This is a genomic window from Bartonella sp. AA18HLJMS (assembly GCF_042197245.1).
Lineage (GTDB): Bacteria > Pseudomonadota > Alphaproteobacteria > Rhizobiales > Rhizobiaceae > Bartonella.
Map to the genome: position 1 here is coordinate 199,850 of NZ_JBHIRP010000002.1, position 16,356 is coordinate 216,205.

The window sequence follows — 16,356 nt, forward strand, 5'->3', positions numbered from 1 at the left end:
AACAATGATAAGTTAAATGACTGATACATTCCCTTTATAAATTAATCTATCTTTTTTCCGATATCTGCAATCGTACGCAATGAAAGAGAGAAATTAAAGTTTTGCAAGGGTGCTTTCCTGCCTGGATTCGTTACCTGTTGATAACCGAATGTTAATCCGAAACATTCATCCATATAACTCAAGCTAATTCCTCGCTTTATAAATGTACCAGATACTAAATCATAACCGGCGTTGCTATTAATGGACCAATAATCTGCTAATTTAAGTCCTGTTTGAAAAGAAATTTCTTGGCGCTCTTGAGAATATTCATAATCTGGTTGCTTTGCGATATAGGCATATTGTAGAGCCGCCCAAAAATTTTGCCATTTTTGTGATGCTTCGATTTCACTACGGCGGATTTTTCCTGTTTTTTTGTCAAAGCGTCCACGCGTTTCTAAGGAAAAACCACTTTTATGGGTTGTACCAAACATTGCAACATAGTCTGAACGTTTTGCCTCTAAGCTAGAATGAGTACCGACATTGATAAAGTCCTTGTCTGCAAAAGAATTCTTTCCTGCTAGATGGAAGGATTGTCCAATGAGACCATAAAGAGACCAATTATCATTAAGGCTTCCAGAATATCTTATACCTATATTGGCTCTTGTACCACCTTCTACACGATCATAACCAGAAAATTTGTCTCGTTGAAAGAGAGTGGTTGCATCAAAGACAAAGCTTTGAGCATCTTCATTAGGAATTTGTCCAATATATTGTTCATTATTGCGTATAAAAATTTGTGCAGTTGGTTCTATAATATGTGTAGAATGATCAGCTGTAATGAGGAAGGGATAGCGTAGTTCCAATCCTGCTGTTGCCATGCCACGAATTGCTGAACCATGAATTGCGGATAAGGCATTGTTTTCTATAGAATCTGTGTGATTTTCGCTTGCATTGGTTGTAATGATATCAGCTCGTAGAGAGAGAAGAGGGGTTAAGATGAGTCCGTTGTGCGTGTTGAAGCGCTTTTTCCACTGAAGCTCGTTTGTTAAACGCAAACTATTTCCAGCCATACCAGAAAGTTTTACTGTGTTGAGAGGGTTTCCGTTCTGGTCGGGTGAACTGAAGTCAGCATGGCGACGATAAACTGATTGCATATTACTATGGAAGGTAAGCTCTCCATTATAAATGGGTTCATCTGGTGTGAAAAAATAATCGATGCGTGGTAAGACCCACGCTTGCCGAGAGTGACGTTCATAATGAGGATCATTCAATATTGAATCTTGAACTTTAAAATGATAAAAACGCATATCAAAATAATTTTTTCCTGCAAGACCATTCAGATAGATCTGAGAAAGTTGTGTAGGATTGTTATAGTTTTCAAGTTTATAGGCACGACTAAAATGCCGATCTGATTGTGCAAGAATATCCCATCCATAAGTCCAGTGTGAATTAATACGAAAATCCCCCTTTGTCGCCAGCATATAACGGTTTTTATGTTGGGCATCAATCGTATCATTATCAAATCTATGCGGTTTCATTTGATATATATGAGCAAAGCGAATGTTATAACGTCCCGTTTTTAAACGCTGACGCCATTCCCCTTCGGTTAAAAGCCCTTGTTGGGTATAAACCGTAGAAGAAAGGGTAAAATCATAATGGGGGGCGAGATTCCAGAAATAAGAATTCTTTATCCCCATACCGAGATAATCAGTATAAAAAAAATGAGGAGTAAGCAGACCGCTAGCACGCCTGACAGTTGGATCATAGATCTCAAAATTTGGAAATTTTATAATCGGTACACCAAAAACTTCAAAACTGCTATTTTCAAACCGAATTTTTTTGACGCTATTATTCCATATGATCTTTCTTGCTTTAATTTTCCATAGGACGTCTCTATCTGGTTTATAAGAGCAAGGTTCACAGGCTGTATAGGTTGCATTTTCAAAGACTGTTATGTGATTGTGTTTGCGTGTAGCATTTTGGGCTGAAAAGTGAACATTGTTGGCTGTATCAATACGTAGGGCGTTTACAAAACCCTCGCCAAGATCTTTGGTCATATCAATTTGGTTGGAATAAATTTTATTACCATCCTTTTGAGTAATTTCAACGTTCCCTTGTGCTATAAGCCGTCCTGTTTTTTGATTGTAAATAATTTTTTGAGCGACAACTTTATTGCCATCATATTTGATTTGGACATTACCGTGTGCAGAAACAGTGTTTTCATCACGATTGTAGATGAGTTCATCCGCAGAGAGCAAAAGAGGAGGTTCCAGATTTTGAATGCGACTTTGAGAAGGAGATTGAAGGCTTTGAGCGTGCGCACAATAAGACAAAGCACTTCCTAAAATAACCCCCACAACACTTTTAAAAGCGAGAGCACTTAATTTTGTTAAAATAGTTTTTTTAAGTGTTAATGCTTTCACTTAGCCATCCTCTTTATGAAGTAAAAAAGAGATTCCTAAGAATAACGCAATAACAACGGGTGTCCAAGCTGCAATAATTGGTGGAATATATCCAGCATTACCGAAAGCTTGAACAAGTACGGAAATAACATAAAGCATAAACCCAGCTATTACGCCACCAAGAATCAACATTCTAGATTGCCCAAAACGTGTAAAATTTAAAGATACAGTTGCTGCAATGAGGGTCATTGCCACAAGCAATGCCGGTAATGCAATCAAAGATTGGAAATACATATCAAAATTATTAGCAGAATAGCCAAATGAACGTGCAATCATAATTTTTTTTGGCAATTGGTAAAATGGAATAGTTGCGGGATTCACTAAACGTTCCGTTAAAAATTCAGGTTTTAGATTGGTTTTTATTTGCAACACGGTAAATTTTTCAGGAGGATGCCCTATTTTATAGATTGTTCCATTTGTTAATAGCCAAAATCCATTAGTCAAGGTTGCTTTTGGGGCGTTAATCCAATTTTTAACGGTTGCATTGTCATTGTATTGTACAAAGGTTGCATCGAGAAGAGAAAGTCCTTGATCGGTGATAGATTTGGCACCAATGGTTGTTCTGCCTAAATTTGTACGTTGTGTTAACCAGTGGATACTTGTATTGTGAAGAGGTGTTAGTACATTGTGATTGCGCCATTCAGTCATCTTTTTTTCTGCTTGAGAAAATCCCCATGCAGCAAGTGGATTAATGAGAAGAATTGAAAATAATCCCAAAAGAAAAGCTCCAAAACAAGCTGGCATAAGAAATTGCCATGCAGAAACACCGATTGAACGAGTTACTACAAGTTCAAGTTTTTTGTTGAGCGAGATAAGCGTTGCCATTGCAGAAAAGAGTGCAATGAAAGGGATAAGTTGTTGCATGATAAAAGGGATGCGTAAAGCAGAGAGGAAAAATGCATCTTTTGCTGTATAATGCGGAAGGGAAGATAGCCTACCAGAATTCTCTGTGAAATCGATTAAAAGAGCAAGAACAAAAATGCTTCCCCAGAAATAACAAGTTATTTTAAGATACCGTATAAAAAAATATCGTCCAAGTATCCACCCAATCATGATATTTCATCCGAGGAATCTTGAGATTTTCGATGTTCAAATTTGTTCATTATTTTTTGAAAAGCGATTTGAAGTATCTCATTAACTTTTGTGGGAAGCCCAATTTTATGATTCGTTAAAAGCATAAAAAAGACAAATGCACTTGTTCCTATAGGTATAATATAAAGGAGAGGAACGTATGCAAGATCGCTTTTTGCCTTTTCTGCGAAAAAATATCCTATCCAATACACCAGAAAAGAAAGGGCAATTGCCGAGAGATTTGCGGAATGACGAGCTTGTCGATGGGAGCGTACATCCCCTGCCGCTGCTAATGCAATAAGTGAAAAAACAATAGGGTAGAGCCATTGTGTTAATCTGCGGTGAAATTCAGCTTTATATTGGAGTGGTTTTCGTTGATAGTAGGGATCTTTTGGGTCAGGGTTTTGTAAATAAGAAAGAGACCGATCTTTTGGATAAAGAGTAGGTGTTTTATCACTGGGGATAAACTCTCCTAGGCTAAAAGTATATGAGCTAAATTGCACGATTGAAACACTGTTATTTTGATGATTGACTCTTTCTATTTCACCGTTATTGAGAACCAGAAAACTGCCGTTTTTATTGCTCACAATGGATGCGTCTGTTGCATAATAAAAAAGATCAGTCTTAGGATCACGCTGGTCGGCAATGAAAAGGCGTTCAAGTGTTCCATTTGGATTTCGTTCGCCAATTTCTATGTAAAGGTTATTGGCGAGTTTTTGGAAGCTCCCTTCACTAATGAATAGATTAATAAGATCAAAATGAGCGCTTGCTAGCATTTGTCGCATATGAAGACGCGCTTGAGGAACAACAAAATTAGCTATAGAAAAGGAGATACAGGATGCAACAATAGCAAGAAGAAGGATAGGTTTCCAAACAGTACTTTTAGGAAAACCAGAGGCATTGATGACAGCAAGTTCTGAGTCTTGATGCATTGCTGAGAGGATGGTTGTAATTGCGATGACTAATGCAAACGGAATGACAACAAAAATAACAGAAGGAACCAATGAGAGTGAAAATTGTAAGACTGTGAGGAGTGTTTGTTTACTTGTTGTGAGAAAGTTTATCCGTGCAAGAATTTGTATAGTCCAACTAACGCCCACTGCTGCAATCATGACAGAACTAAACAAAACAAGGACACGTTTCAGGATGTAGAACTCAATAATACGCATAAATTGGGGAAAATCCTCAGTTTTTAATTCGATAGCAAATATTCTTACTGCTTTCGGTTAAAATGTAATAAAGTTTGAAAAAATATCCTTTCATGAATTGGATATTTTTACCAAATAAATAATATAAAATTGCCTATGAGGTCCTCTTTAAATTTTCCGTACATTATATTTTATTTTCAACTATAGTCTACAAAGAATCTAGAAGAATCTAGAAAATAACTTAAAAAACTTTTTTATTAACGTTGAAGATAAAAATTTTTGTCTTTTAAAGACACGTGCAAAAAGATAATGCATCTCAATCAAAAAAGAGGGTTTATATCTTGAACCGTTTCCTTTGTATTAGGGATATAGAAGTTTTTTTAAAAAGATGTTAGCTTTTTTATAAAGAATGATGAAGGCTTAAGAGATTGGATATTTTATTCTATCATTTGACGCAGTCAACGCTGAAGGATATTTTGCCGACGCTTGTGGAGCGTGCATTGGCTCGTTTTGGTAAAGTAACAATACAGTGTGTGAGTAAAGAACAACGCGATTCTATAGATATACATTTATGGGTTTATACTGATGAATCATTTATTGGACATGGAACGGAGTGTGATCAATATCCAAACGTTCAGCCTGTATTTCTTACGACAGGACAAGAAAATCCGAATGATTCAAAGATTCGTTTTCTCATAGAGGGAGCTGTTTGTTCGGATATTGATGCTTATCAACGGCTTGTCGTGATATTTGATGGTAGAAGTGAAGAGCAGTTGAATCTCGTTCGTGCACAGTGGAAAAAATATAAAATGGAAAATCATAATTTAACGTATTGGCAACAGACTGAAGATCGTCGCTGGGAAAAACAGGTTTAATGCGTCTTGTATCTATTGTTCTGATTTTTATAGGATTACTGGGAATAGTAAATCCTGCACTTTTTATTACGGAAGGCTCAGGGGGAGGGCGTTGGGTTTTTATTGTGATTTTTCTTTTAGGCATGTTAAATATATGGACTATAATTAAAAAAACGAAACGCCATAATGATAATTATTGATCGAATTTTGCTTGTTTTATGGGCTGTGATGTTGGCCTTCTTTTGCGTTTCATGGTTGGGGACAACGCATATCTTATCAGAAATGTTTGCTGTTTCTTATATAAGCAATATTGCAGATTTTTTATTTTTCTTTTTGAGTGCTTTGTTTGCAGGAATATTGTGGTGGAAAATACCTCAACCCCTGTCTTTAAAAACGAAACTGGCAGCATTTTTGCCGCCAGTCCTTATTTTATTCTTCATTATTATATTTTAGTTGGATATTTCATCATCTGTAAATCCGACGAAGCAAATCAGTGAAATAAAAGAAGCAAGAAGCAAATAATAACCGATATAAGATGTATCGAAATGTTGCACCAGATATTCTGCAATATAAGGCGCGAGAGATGCTCCTATAATAGCAGATAAATTGAAAGTAATAGAAGAACCGGTATATCGAATTGCTGTTGGGTATGGTGAAGCCAAAACAGCACCAAGAGGACTGTATATCATTCCCATGAGAGACAAACCGATAACAGACATTGCAAGGACTCCTATAACTCCAGAATTTAAGAAATAAGGAATTGCGAAAGAATAAATACCGGTGATGATTGTAATCCAAATCATCAAAGTTCTACGTCTAATACGGTCAGCGAGTCTTCCCGTGATGACAGTAAAAATCCCACAAAAAATAGCACCGACAATTTCGATTTGAAGAGCTTGATGAAATGGCAATTGCAAATGGTTTGTTGAATAGCTTAGCAAATATGTAGTAACCAAGTAAAACAAAACAAAAGTTGCCATACCAGAAAATATTCCAAGAAATAGGATTCGTGGACATTTTAAAAAGACATCTATGATAGGAACTTTGACATGTTTTTTACTTTCAAGAGTTTTTTTGAATTGAACAGTTTCATTGATTGAAAGACGGACCCATAATCCTATAATCATAAAAACAACTGAAGCAATAAAAGGAATACGCCATCCCCAGGCTAAAAGTTCTTCACGATCAAGGAAATGCAGCAGACCCAAATAAACAGCAATAGATAAAAACAAACCTATTGAAACGCCTAATTGGGGGAACATTGCATACCAGCCGCGCTTTTCTGGAGGGGCATTTTCTGTAGCGAGCAAAACAGCTCCTCCCCATTCTCCTCCTAATCCAATTCCCTGTCCAATACGGCACAAGGTTAAGAGGAAAGGGGCAAACCACCCAGCTATTTCATAAGTAGGAAGAAAACCAATAATGACTGTTGAAAGACCCATTGTGAGAAGAGAAGCGATAAGTGTTGCTTTTCTTCCAATTTTATCTCCAAAATGTCCAAAAACAACTGATCCAAAAGGGCGGGCAAAAAAGGCTGCTCCAAATATTAGGAAAGATTGTAAAATGGCAATTTGATCATTTTGTGTTGGAAAAAACACATGAGGAAATATAAGAGCTGCGGCAGTGCCAAAGACATAAAAATCAAAGAATTCAATTGTTGGGCCAATAAGGCTTGCAAATAAAATCCGACGAGGGGAGTTTCTGTTGCTTGTAGCTTTCATTTCTGAGTTTATAGACATGAATAGAATGTCCCTTTCAGTATATGACAAATCAAATGACGAGTTAACTGACTATAACTATAGAAATTTCAAATCAGTGTCGAGTCAATATTATGACACTTCGTTATATATTAGAACAATGATTATGGGCTGATGAGTATGAATAAGTGCTCTATATATTATCCAAATTGAATAAGATAAAGACACTGCTTTAAATGCTGTAGAAGATGGCAATAGATGGCTATAAACGCAGCTCTCATTCACATTGCTGTGTCCTTTAAAGTTTAATGCCATTTTTATCTATTAAGGGATCAATCTTATTCGTAGATCAGTGTTTAGTGTCTCAAAATATTAAAAATATTTTTCATGGATGCAATTATAACACTTTTAAAGTGTATCTAAAAAATTAAATCTTTTAGTTGTGCATGCATTTTAAAACACATGGTGTATATTTGATCTGTCAAAGCTTAATCCATCGAATGCTTTGCTGTCTTAAAAGACATGAGGTTGAGCAATTACGTTGTGTTGTTTTGGTCTATGCACTTTTTTCTAAATGGGAGTAAATTTAAAATTATGGAGTGTAAATAATGCAACGCAAATTGAAATTAAGTTTTTGTGCGTTAATGGTCAGTGGTTTTTTTGTCAAGATTGCGAGTGCATATGGAGTAGCTACACCAAGAGAAAAGTTATTAACACCAGTAAGTATCAGTGAACACCTAGAAGAGACAAGAAAGTTGTTATCAGAAGTGAGGGGACTAAAAGAAAAAAAGGGAGGATCAAAAAAGATAGAGAATAAACAGACAGCAGAAGGAAGTGATCTTTCAGAAGAGGAAAGGAAGAGATTAGAAAACCTATTCTTTGAAGTACTCACAAATTCAATAATAAGCGATGGTGCTGCGATCTATATTACTAACCGTGACTCTGAAGGTTCTGAAATAAATAGCTTTAACTATAAAGATGCAGCTTATTCCATTAATAATACGGTTAGAGAAGGGGGAAAACTCTACATTGATGCAGCAAGTGTTAGCAGGGATACGACAATTGAGCATGGTGGGATTGAGTTTGTCCAAAACTTGAGCATTTCAGAATATGCTACTGTTAAAAAAGGGGGTAAACAAATTGTTGAGAGTGGTGCAAATGCAGAAGGGGCTCAAATCCATGGTGGCGAGCAGATTATTTTTGGTAAGAGAAGCCTTGGATCTAGTTTGTCGCGAAAAGATAAGGAAAGTAGTGCTTATGGCACTGAAATTCATGCTGCAGATGGAATGCCAGGAATACAAAGTGTTTATAGTGGGGGGATGGCTGTTGACACAAAGGTTATGAAAGGAGGTATCCAGAATCTTGATGGTAAAGAGAATTTTCATAACGGTTTCTCAGAAGATGCTGATACAGCCGATATAGAAGATGAAGATTTTACAATTAATGAGGGGGCTTTTGCACTGAGTACTGAACTTTTTAAAAATGGTATGCAGAATATCTTTGCAGGAGGGAATGCGAGTGAAGTTACTTTATACGATAGAGCTATTCAGAATATATATGATTCTGGATATGCGGATAATCTAACTATTAATCATCAAGCAAGGTCACGGGGTTTTGCTGGTGCGATATTAGGTGAAAATACAAATGTTAATGATTTTGGCAACCTCTATCTCTATGCTGGAAATGGTGAAGCTGTTACGGAAGTAGAAAATCTTAATTTAAATGGAGAAGATACCAAACTATACATTATTGCGTCTGAAGATAACGGCAAAAAACCTGAGATTAATGTTAAGAATTTAAAAGGAAATGGCAGAGTTATTTTTACATCTTCTGGGGCTGATAAGCATTATTCTCAGCTTAATATTGATGATCTTTCAGGTTCTTTACATTTCGATTTTAATATCAATTTTGCCAAGCAGCTTAGTGATTATCTTGTGATTAAAAAAAGGGGCTCTGGTTCTCACACAATAAGTGTGGCTGATTCTGGGCGTGAAATTACAAATTCTTCTTACAAAAAGCTTAAATTAATTACTGATCGCAGCGGAAATGCCCATTTTACTCTGACAAACACTTTTGGTGAAAAAATCGGAACTGTTGATGCCGGAACCTATCGGTACAGTTTGCAACATAGAAACAATAAGGGTACTGGTAAAATTTGGTATTTAGATACAAACCACACCATTGATGAGACAACTTCTCAAGTTTTTGATAGTGTATTGAAACCATATACTGGTTCATCAAGTGATTTACTTACAGAACTCACAATTGATCAAGGAGCAACTGTTTCTATTGCAGATCCTAGCTTTGACACGAGTAGCAAGGAAGTTGATAGCAATGGAGAAACTTCAATTAGTAATACAGTTAAAGATGGTGGAAAGCTTTCCGTTTATAGCGGTGGTTTTAGCTTGTATACGACAATTCAAAGAGGTGGCACTGAGCTTATTAAAACACAGGGTCTTTCACAGGATACTATTGTTCATAAAGGTGGGCAACAAAAGGTTAAAGAGGGGGGAAAAGCTGAAGGGGCTAAAATTTACGGAGGTGAGCAATTTGTTTCAGGAAAGTCTGATATTAAAGGTGCGATGGTGAGGAGCAGCGCCTATGACACTATCGTTTCTGGTGAGAATGGAGTGCGAGGATATCAGAATGTGTATGATGATGGAGAGGTTTTTAACACACAGATCATGGAAGGAGGGATACAAAATCTTTATGGAGAAGAGGATCTAGACGAGTATAGCAGTTTTGCCTTTGATACGAAGGTCTTTTCTGGTGGACAGCAACATGTTTTAGCGGGAGGAATCGCGATTGGCGTTCTTTTAGAAGGGAGTGCTTTTCAGGCAATAGATTTAGGAGGTTATGTAAAAGATTTAACCGTTAAGGATCAAGCACAATCGTGGTTACATAGTGGCGCAACATTGGAAGGAAAGACAACGGTTAATGATTCTGGACGGATTTATCTTTATGCTGGTGCAGAGCAATCTCGTACTGAAGTAGAAAAAATTGTCTTAAATGGCAGAGATACAAAATTGTACGCGATTGCCTCTAATATAGATGGTGAAAGTTCTTTGATTGAGAATCTGAGTGGGAATGGTCGTGTTATTTTTACTTCTACCGTGTTTAATCCACATTACTCTAAACTTGAGATCAATGATCTTTCAGGGAGTTTACATTTTAGGTTGCATACTAATTTTGCAGAACAGCGCGGTGATTATCTTCTGATAAAACAAGGATCAGGTAATCACACCATAAGTGTTATCGATTCTGGTGTTGAAATTACCAATTCTCCTCTACAAGATCAGAATTTAGTTTTGGAGCTTGATTTAATTCATGTTCAAAGCGGAAATGCGCATTTTACTCTGACAGATTTTTCTGGTGAAGAGACGAGTACGATTGATGGTGGAGCCTACATGTATGGCTTAAAGACAAAAGATGATAATGGGGGAAAGACTTGGTCTTTGGCTATATCACAAATAACTTCTGCTCCTGTAATTCCTTCACCTCATGTGGAGTCGCCTATAGATAAGCTTCCTGAAAAAGAAGAAAATATGACGTCGGCAAAAGATTTTAGTATCTCTGATGTAATTCATTACAGCATTGGGGAAGGAGGAGGAATTCTACAAAGCTCTTTGCTCGGTGATGATAACGTAGTTTATGTCTCTGATGATGGAGAGCAAGGTGTTCTTAAGAAGTCTATTAATAATACAATTCAGGGATCAGGAAGACTTTATGTTGAAGCTGGTGGTTTCAGTAAAAATACAACCATTGAAAATGGTGGTACTGAGATTGTAGGGGAACAGGGGGTCTCAGAATCTACGATTATTTACGAGGGTGGAAAACAAAAAGTGGAGGGGGGAGGCTCTGCATTGAGAGCTGAAATTTATGGTGGGGAGCAGCTTGTTTTCGGAAATGGTTATGTAAATGGTGGAATTGTGGGGAGCAGTGCTTATAACACGACACTTTATGGTCAAGGTGATACGCTGGGACAGCAGAATGTATATGATGATGGGATGGCTGTGGAAACAAAAGTGATGAGTGGAGGAGTACAAACTCTTGCTAAGTGGTTTCCTAATGATGATAACTTTGCAGAAAAAGCCGGCGGTTTAGCTGTAAATGCTGAAATCTTTTCAGAGGGTGTGCAGCGTGTTTTAGCAGGAGGTGAAGCAAATACAGTCATTTTACGCACTGGTGGTGTTCAAGAAGTCTATGCAGGTGGAATTGTAAAGAATCTAACGATTGAAGGTAATGCTAATTCATGGATTTCTCCTGGTGCAATATTAGGAGGAGAAATAAAAGTTCAGGATTTTGGTGGGCTCCATCTTGATGCTGGAGACGATGGTCAACAAACTATAGTAGAAAACATTGAATTAAATGGAGAAGACGCTCAATTATACTCCGTTGCTCGTGGGTTTGACGACAAAAGTACACGCATTCAGCAGTTAAGCGGTGTAGGAAAAGTCATTTTTACCTCTTTTGAAGATGATTTATATTACTCTCAGCTTTACATTGATAATCTAGCAGGGAGTCTACATTTTAACTTTAATGTTAGCCTTGCAGAAAAAAAAGGTGATTACCTCTTTATTGAGAATGGGAGTGGTTTTCATACAATAAGTGTCGTAGATTCTGGTATTGAAATTGTTGATCCTTCTTCAGCAGGACTTGATTTAATTTTTGATCAAAGTGGTGGCGCACATTTTACCCTGAGAAGCTTTTCTGGTGCAAATGTTAAAACTATTGATGGCGGAACCTATACGTATGGTTTAAAACAGAGAATTGATGAGGATGGGGGTGAAAAAGTTTGGTATTTATCTGCAGTATTTATTGATAATGTTTCATTTCTCAACAGTTTACCACGTAGTAGAAGCAGATCTATGCGGCATTTAAATCAAAATCAATCAGTTTCTTCTCTTTCAACTATTGCAGCACCACAAGCGCGTGTTATTAAATTGCCACGTCGAAGAAAAAACCGCCAAAACTTGAATCAAAGATCTCCAGCTTTTGTATCTCCAACTGTTTCCTCTCTTGGAAGTCACGTTATTGAAGTCTTAGGTTCAGGAAGTCTTCATCCTCTTTCTGATGAAAAACAACAAACTGCTGTTTCAACCTCTTCTCAATCTTTAGCCGATCAAATGACTTTGCGTCCAGTTCATAAAGAACACCCTTTTCCACAATTGAGTGAGAAACTTTCAGTTTCTCACTTTTTGACCACTCCCTCTACAGATGCGGTATTGTCTATGTCTGCGGCTCCAGCGATGATTTTTCACAATGAAATGCAAACCGTACGTGCGGGAAGAGGAATTCTAGATAAAAGTAAAAAGAATGCAGCTTTATGGACCTATGCGATTAAATCTAAAGAGAGCATTGCTACAGAGCATATAGATTTTAAACTGGATCAGACCGGTATCGTTTTGGGGATCAATGGTTTAAGCGAGTGGGAAAATGGAGAGTTTTATATAGGTGGTTTTAGCAGTTATGATCGTGCCCGTGTTGCGCATGCACGGGGGGGTAACAGTGGAATCAATACTTATGGTATTGGTGCTTATGTCACTTATTTTGATCATAGTGGATGGTATCTCGATGGTATTTTAAAATACAATCATTATCAAAATACTCTAAAAGCCGTTTCAACGAATGGTTTAGAGATTGAAGGAACATATACTCAAAGGGCATTGGGAACTTCCTTTGAAGCTGGTTATCGACTTAAGACGTCAAAGAACAGTTGGTTACAGCCTTATGGACAATTTACATGGTTACAAGTTGAGGGTAAAGAAATCAAGTTATCGAATGATATGACAGGTGACATGCGTCCATTCACTTCATTACGCAGTGAGGTTGGTTTATCTTTAGGGTATGAATTTGGTTCACACATGGATTCCTCATCGCTTGCGTATATTACAGCAGCATGGTTGCGTGAGAATAAAGATGACAATCAAACGTTAATTAATCAACGCCATCCATTTACCACTGACTTATCGGGGAATGCAGGTAAATTAGGAATAGGTTTAAGCAGTTTAGTGAGTGAGAAGTTAAAGTTATATGGTGAGGCACATTATATTAAAGGGCGTAAAACAAAACAGTCCCTTCAGGGTGTTTTAGGTGTACGCTATAGTTTCTAACGATATGGTTATTTTTTAGTTATCTTTAAATGTATGATTAGTTTTTTAAAGTTTTTAATGCAGCATCAGAGAACAATTTTTCAGAGCACGCAGCTTCGTTGTTCATGATAAACTGTATACCCTTATATACTTGATTATGCATTACTTTTTATCTTTGATAAGAAAACTCCGAGAAAATGCTAAAGAAGCACTATAAAAACGCCCTTATATTCTTGATCAAAAAAGTATTTAAAAAACTGTAAAGAACGGTTTTTTATGAGATAAGGAGGATTTTTAAGAAGGATTGTTGCAATCTAAGGTTGAAAATATGTTTTGTAGAGCTAATTACGTTCAGTGTCTATGCAGGCGTGAAGGGGGGAGGATATGGCTCTACAATATAAATGGAAACGAAATTTTTGGATACTCATGTTGAGCAGCTGTTTTGTGCAAGCTGCTGCTGCAAATGAGGAGAGAACAGCACTTTTTTGTCAATCTTCAAGTTATGAAAATGATAAAGTATTTCAAGATCAATACAATGAGGATATGAAATCAGCAAGATGCATACTTGGAGCCTCTAATGATGTTATGGTAAGAACGCGCAATGAATTAGACTTTTTAAAAAAGCCTAGAGATTTTATCATGGATAAGGGTGCTAGAGTGTTTGCGAGTCAACAGGAGCTTGACAGCAGTCATCGTGACAATGCTGGATATAATGCACAAGAACAAAATACTGCATTTCTTAAAAAGCCTGAACTTATTTCCATTAAAGATGGGGCAATATTAGAAAATTATATCCTTGATAATGAAGGTAAAGCATACATTTCAAATGATGGTGAGATTGATAGTCCAGGGCGATCCATTAATAACACTGTAAGGAATGGTGCAGAGCTTTATGTGTATGCAGGAGGACTCAGTGAGAATAGTAAAATTGAACATGGTGGAATTGAAAATGTTCAGGCTTTAAAGGGAAAACAAGGTTTTTCGAAAAATGCTGTTGTTAAAGAAGGCGGGCACCAAAGTGTTGGAAATGGAGGGAAAGTAGAGGGGACTAAAATTTATGGCGGTGAGCAGCTTGTTTTCGGCGAGGGGGATATTGGAGGAGAGATTAAAGGCAGTAGTGCTTCTCATACTATCATTTATGGTCAAGATGAAACACTAGGCCAACAAAAAGTATATGATGGCGGAAAAGTTTGGAATACAAAAGTTATGCAAGGGGGTGTCCAAGAGGTTGGACAAAAGTCTCAAAGTGCAAAAAATGGTGGTTTTGCATTTGACACAGAAGTTTTTGGTGGTGGTAAACAACGTATCTTAAAAGGCGGTCAGGCTATTGGAGTCACTTTAAATGAGAGTGCTATTCAGGAAATATATACTGATGGATCTGTAAAAAATCTAACAATGAATGATCAAACAAAATCATGGGTGTATGCTGGAGCAACATTAGAAGGCAAGACACAGGTAAACCATTCTGGGCAGATCCATCTTTATGCTGGAAATGATCAACAACGCACCACAGTAGAAGATATTATTTTAAATGGAAAAGATACAAAACTATACTCTATTACTGATGAGTTTGATGGAAAAAGTTCTTTGATACAAAAATTAAGTGGTGAAGGGAGTGTTATTTTTTCGTTTACAGGTTCTGATCCATATTATTCTCAGCTTCATGTGAATAATCTTTCAGGAAATTTACATTTCGCGTTCAATACTACGATTGCCCATAACCGTGGTGATTATCTCTTGGTTGAGAAAGGCGCTGGGAAACATACAATAAGTGTTGCTGATTCTGGAGTTGAAATCACGGATCCTTTTTCAAATAAGCGTGATTTAATTACGGATCAAAGTGGTGGAGCGCATTTTACGCTGACAGATCTTAAGGGTGAAAAAATTAACGCCATTGATGGTGGAACTTATATGTATGATTTGAAAGAAAGAAAGGATGAAAATGGAAAAGTTTGGTTTTTATCGGCAGACCGCCTCAGTGGACCAGAACCTTCTATACCAGATCCGACAAATCCTTTTTTTCCTGGAGAAACATCAACAACCCCCTCTACAGATGCAGTGTTAACGTTGTCCGTAGTTCCTGGGCTTATTTTTAATAATGAGTTGCAAATTATACGGAATGGTAGAAAAATTTGGGACAGAAATAAGAAGGATATCGAACTATGGACTTATGGGATTAAGAGCAGAGAACGTGTTGCGACAGGCCATACACACTTTAAGCTTGGGCAGACAGGTTTAGTCTTTGGTGCTGATCAGTTGAGTGAATTAAGGCATGGAGAGTTGTATGTTGGTGGTTTCGGGAGTTATGATCAAGTACGTATTTCTCATGCACGAGGTGGTGATAGTGATCTGAGCTCTTATAGCATTGGAACTTACGCAACTTATTTTGATCATCGTGGATGGTATATGGATGGTGTTTTGAAATATAATTATTACCGAGATAATTTGAAAGCCATATCAACGAATGGCTTAGCCATTCAAAGTCATTACAATCAGTGGGCGATAGGTGGATCATTTGAGATTGGTTGTTATTTTGAACCGGCACAGAATACTTGGATGCAGCCTTATATCAAGCTAACAGGTTTGCAGGTTGAAGGTAAAAGAATAAAACTTTCCAATGGAATGATAGGTGATCTAAGCCCATTAACTTCATTCCGCAGTGAAGTTGGATTGACTGCAGGACATGAATTTTTTGTGAGTTCAGAAACTTCATTAACAGCTTACATTATGGCAGCTTGGTTGCGTGAGAATATAAATAATAATTATACGACAATTAATAACCAGTATAAATTTATTACAGATTTATCAGGCAGTGCGGGTAAATTGGGAATTGGTTTAAACGGTTCGGTCAATGATAAACTAACACTTTATGCGGAAGCACATTATCTAAAAGGACATAAGATTAAGAATGCTCTTCAAGGTATTTTAGGATTACGCTATAGTTTCTAAATATGTGTGTACACGACTGATTGACTTTACAAATGTAATTGTTTTGCAAGCTTAAACAGATAACGCTCGGCTATGTCTTCTCGAGAGTGTAAGGACTTTCTCAA

9 protein-coding genes are annotated in these 16,356 nt (G+C 37.0%); 5 read left to right on the forward strand and 4 right to left on the reverse strand.

Annotated elements, in window-relative coordinates; genetic code table 11:
- Window positions 1-41: 41 nt before the first annotated feature.
- The 3 genes from ACFINW_RS02635 to lptF are packed head-to-tail and all read right to left on the reverse strand — an operon-like array spanning window position 42 to window position 4,681.
- Window positions 42-2,402, reverse strand: coding sequence for an LPS-assembly protein LptD (locus ACFINW_RS02635; protein ID WP_375629336.1), 2,361 nt, complete (start codon window positions 2,400-2,402; stop codon window positions 42-44).
- A complete protein-coding gene (gene lptG / locus ACFINW_RS02640; protein WP_375640114.1) occupies window positions 2,403-3,494 on the reverse strand; it encodes an LPS export ABC transporter permease LptG in 1,092 nt (363 codons plus the stop codon).
- Entirely contained in the window at window positions 3,491-4,681 is a 1,191-nt protein-coding gene (lptF, locus tag ACFINW_RS02645) for an LPS export ABC transporter permease LptF (RefSeq protein ID WP_375620742.1), read from the reverse strand. Before lptF ends, lptG begins: the two co-directional genes overlap by 4 nt.
- Window positions 4,682-5,088: 407 nt before the next feature.
- On the opposite strand from lptF, the gene ACFINW_RS02650 reads away from it, so the two are divergent.
- Genes ACFINW_RS02650 through ACFINW_RS02660 form a run of 3 tightly spaced genes read left to right on the forward strand, consistent with a single transcriptional unit; the run spans window position 5,089 to window position 5,967 of the window.
- On the forward strand, window positions 5,089-5,535 hold the full coding sequence (locus ACFINW_RS02650) for a DNA polymerase III subunit chi (RefSeq protein ID WP_375620743.1): 447 nt from the start codon (window positions 5,089-5,091) through the stop codon (window positions 5,533-5,535).
- On the forward strand, window positions 5,535-5,714 hold the full coding sequence (locus ACFINW_RS02655; RefSeq protein WP_375611245.1) for a hypothetical protein: 180 nt from the start codon (window positions 5,535-5,537) through the stop codon (window positions 5,712-5,714). The genes ACFINW_RS02650 and ACFINW_RS02655 overlap by 1 nt, the downstream gene beginning before the upstream one ends.
- On the forward strand, window positions 5,701-5,967 hold the full coding sequence (locus tag ACFINW_RS02660; protein ID WP_375620744.1) for a hypothetical protein: 267 nt from the start codon (window positions 5,701-5,703) through the stop codon (window positions 5,965-5,967). The genes ACFINW_RS02655 and ACFINW_RS02660 overlap by 14 nt, the downstream gene beginning before the upstream one ends.
- Here the strand turns inward: ACFINW_RS02660 and ACFINW_RS02665 are convergent.
- The gene (locus tag ACFINW_RS02665) at window positions 5,964-7,253 is read right to left on the reverse strand and encodes an MFS transporter (protein ID WP_375620745.1); all 1,290 of its coding nucleotides are present in this window, start codon (window positions 7,251-7,253) and stop codon (window positions 5,964-5,966) included. The two genes, ACFINW_RS02660 and ACFINW_RS02665, sit on opposite strands and share 4 nt — an antisense overlap.
- A 566-nt stretch (window positions 7,254-7,819) precedes the next feature.
- Here ACFINW_RS02665 and bafA (ACFINW_RS02670) point away from each other — a divergent pair.
- A complete protein-coding gene (gene bafA, locus ACFINW_RS02670; RefSeq protein WP_375673758.1) occupies window positions 7,820-13,324 on the forward strand; it encodes a BafA family autotransporter in 5,505 nt (1,834 codons plus the stop codon).
- Window positions 13,325-13,687: 363 nt separating this feature from the next.
- Window positions 13,688-16,252 carry a BafA family autotransporter gene (bafA, locus tag ACFINW_RS02675; protein WP_375673760.1) on the forward strand — a complete coding sequence of 855 codons (2,565 nt, stop codon included), beginning with the start codon at window positions 13,688-13,690 and terminating at the stop codon, window positions 16,250-16,252.
- Window positions 16,253-16,356 lie beyond the last annotated feature (104 nt).

Coding starts and splice junctions, on each gene's coding strand:
- ACFINW_RS02660 (WP_375620744.1), top strand. CDS start 5,701: ATGATAATTATTGATCGAATTTTGCTTGTTTTATGGGCTGTGATGTTG.
- ACFINW_RS02655 (WP_375611245.1), top strand. CDS start 5,535: ATGCGTCTTGTATCTATTGTTCTGATTTTTATAGGATTACTGGGAATA.
- bafA (WP_375673758.1), top strand. CDS start 7,820: ATGCAACGCAAATTGAAATTAAGTTTTTGTGCGTTAATGGTCAGTGGT.
- bafA (WP_375673760.1), top strand. CDS start 13,688: ATGGCTCTACAATATAAATGGAAACGAAATTTTTGGATACTCATGTTG.
- ACFINW_RS02665 (WP_375620745.1), bottom strand. CDS start 7,253: ATGTCTATAAACTCAGAAATGAAAGCTACAAGCAACAGAAACTCCCCT.
- lptG (WP_375640114.1), bottom strand. CDS start 3,494: ATGATTGGGTGGATACTTGGACGATATTTTTTTATACGGTATCTTAAA.
- lptF (WP_375620742.1), bottom strand. CDS start 4,681: ATGCGTATTATTGAGTTCTACATCCTGAAACGTGTCCTTGTTTTGTTT.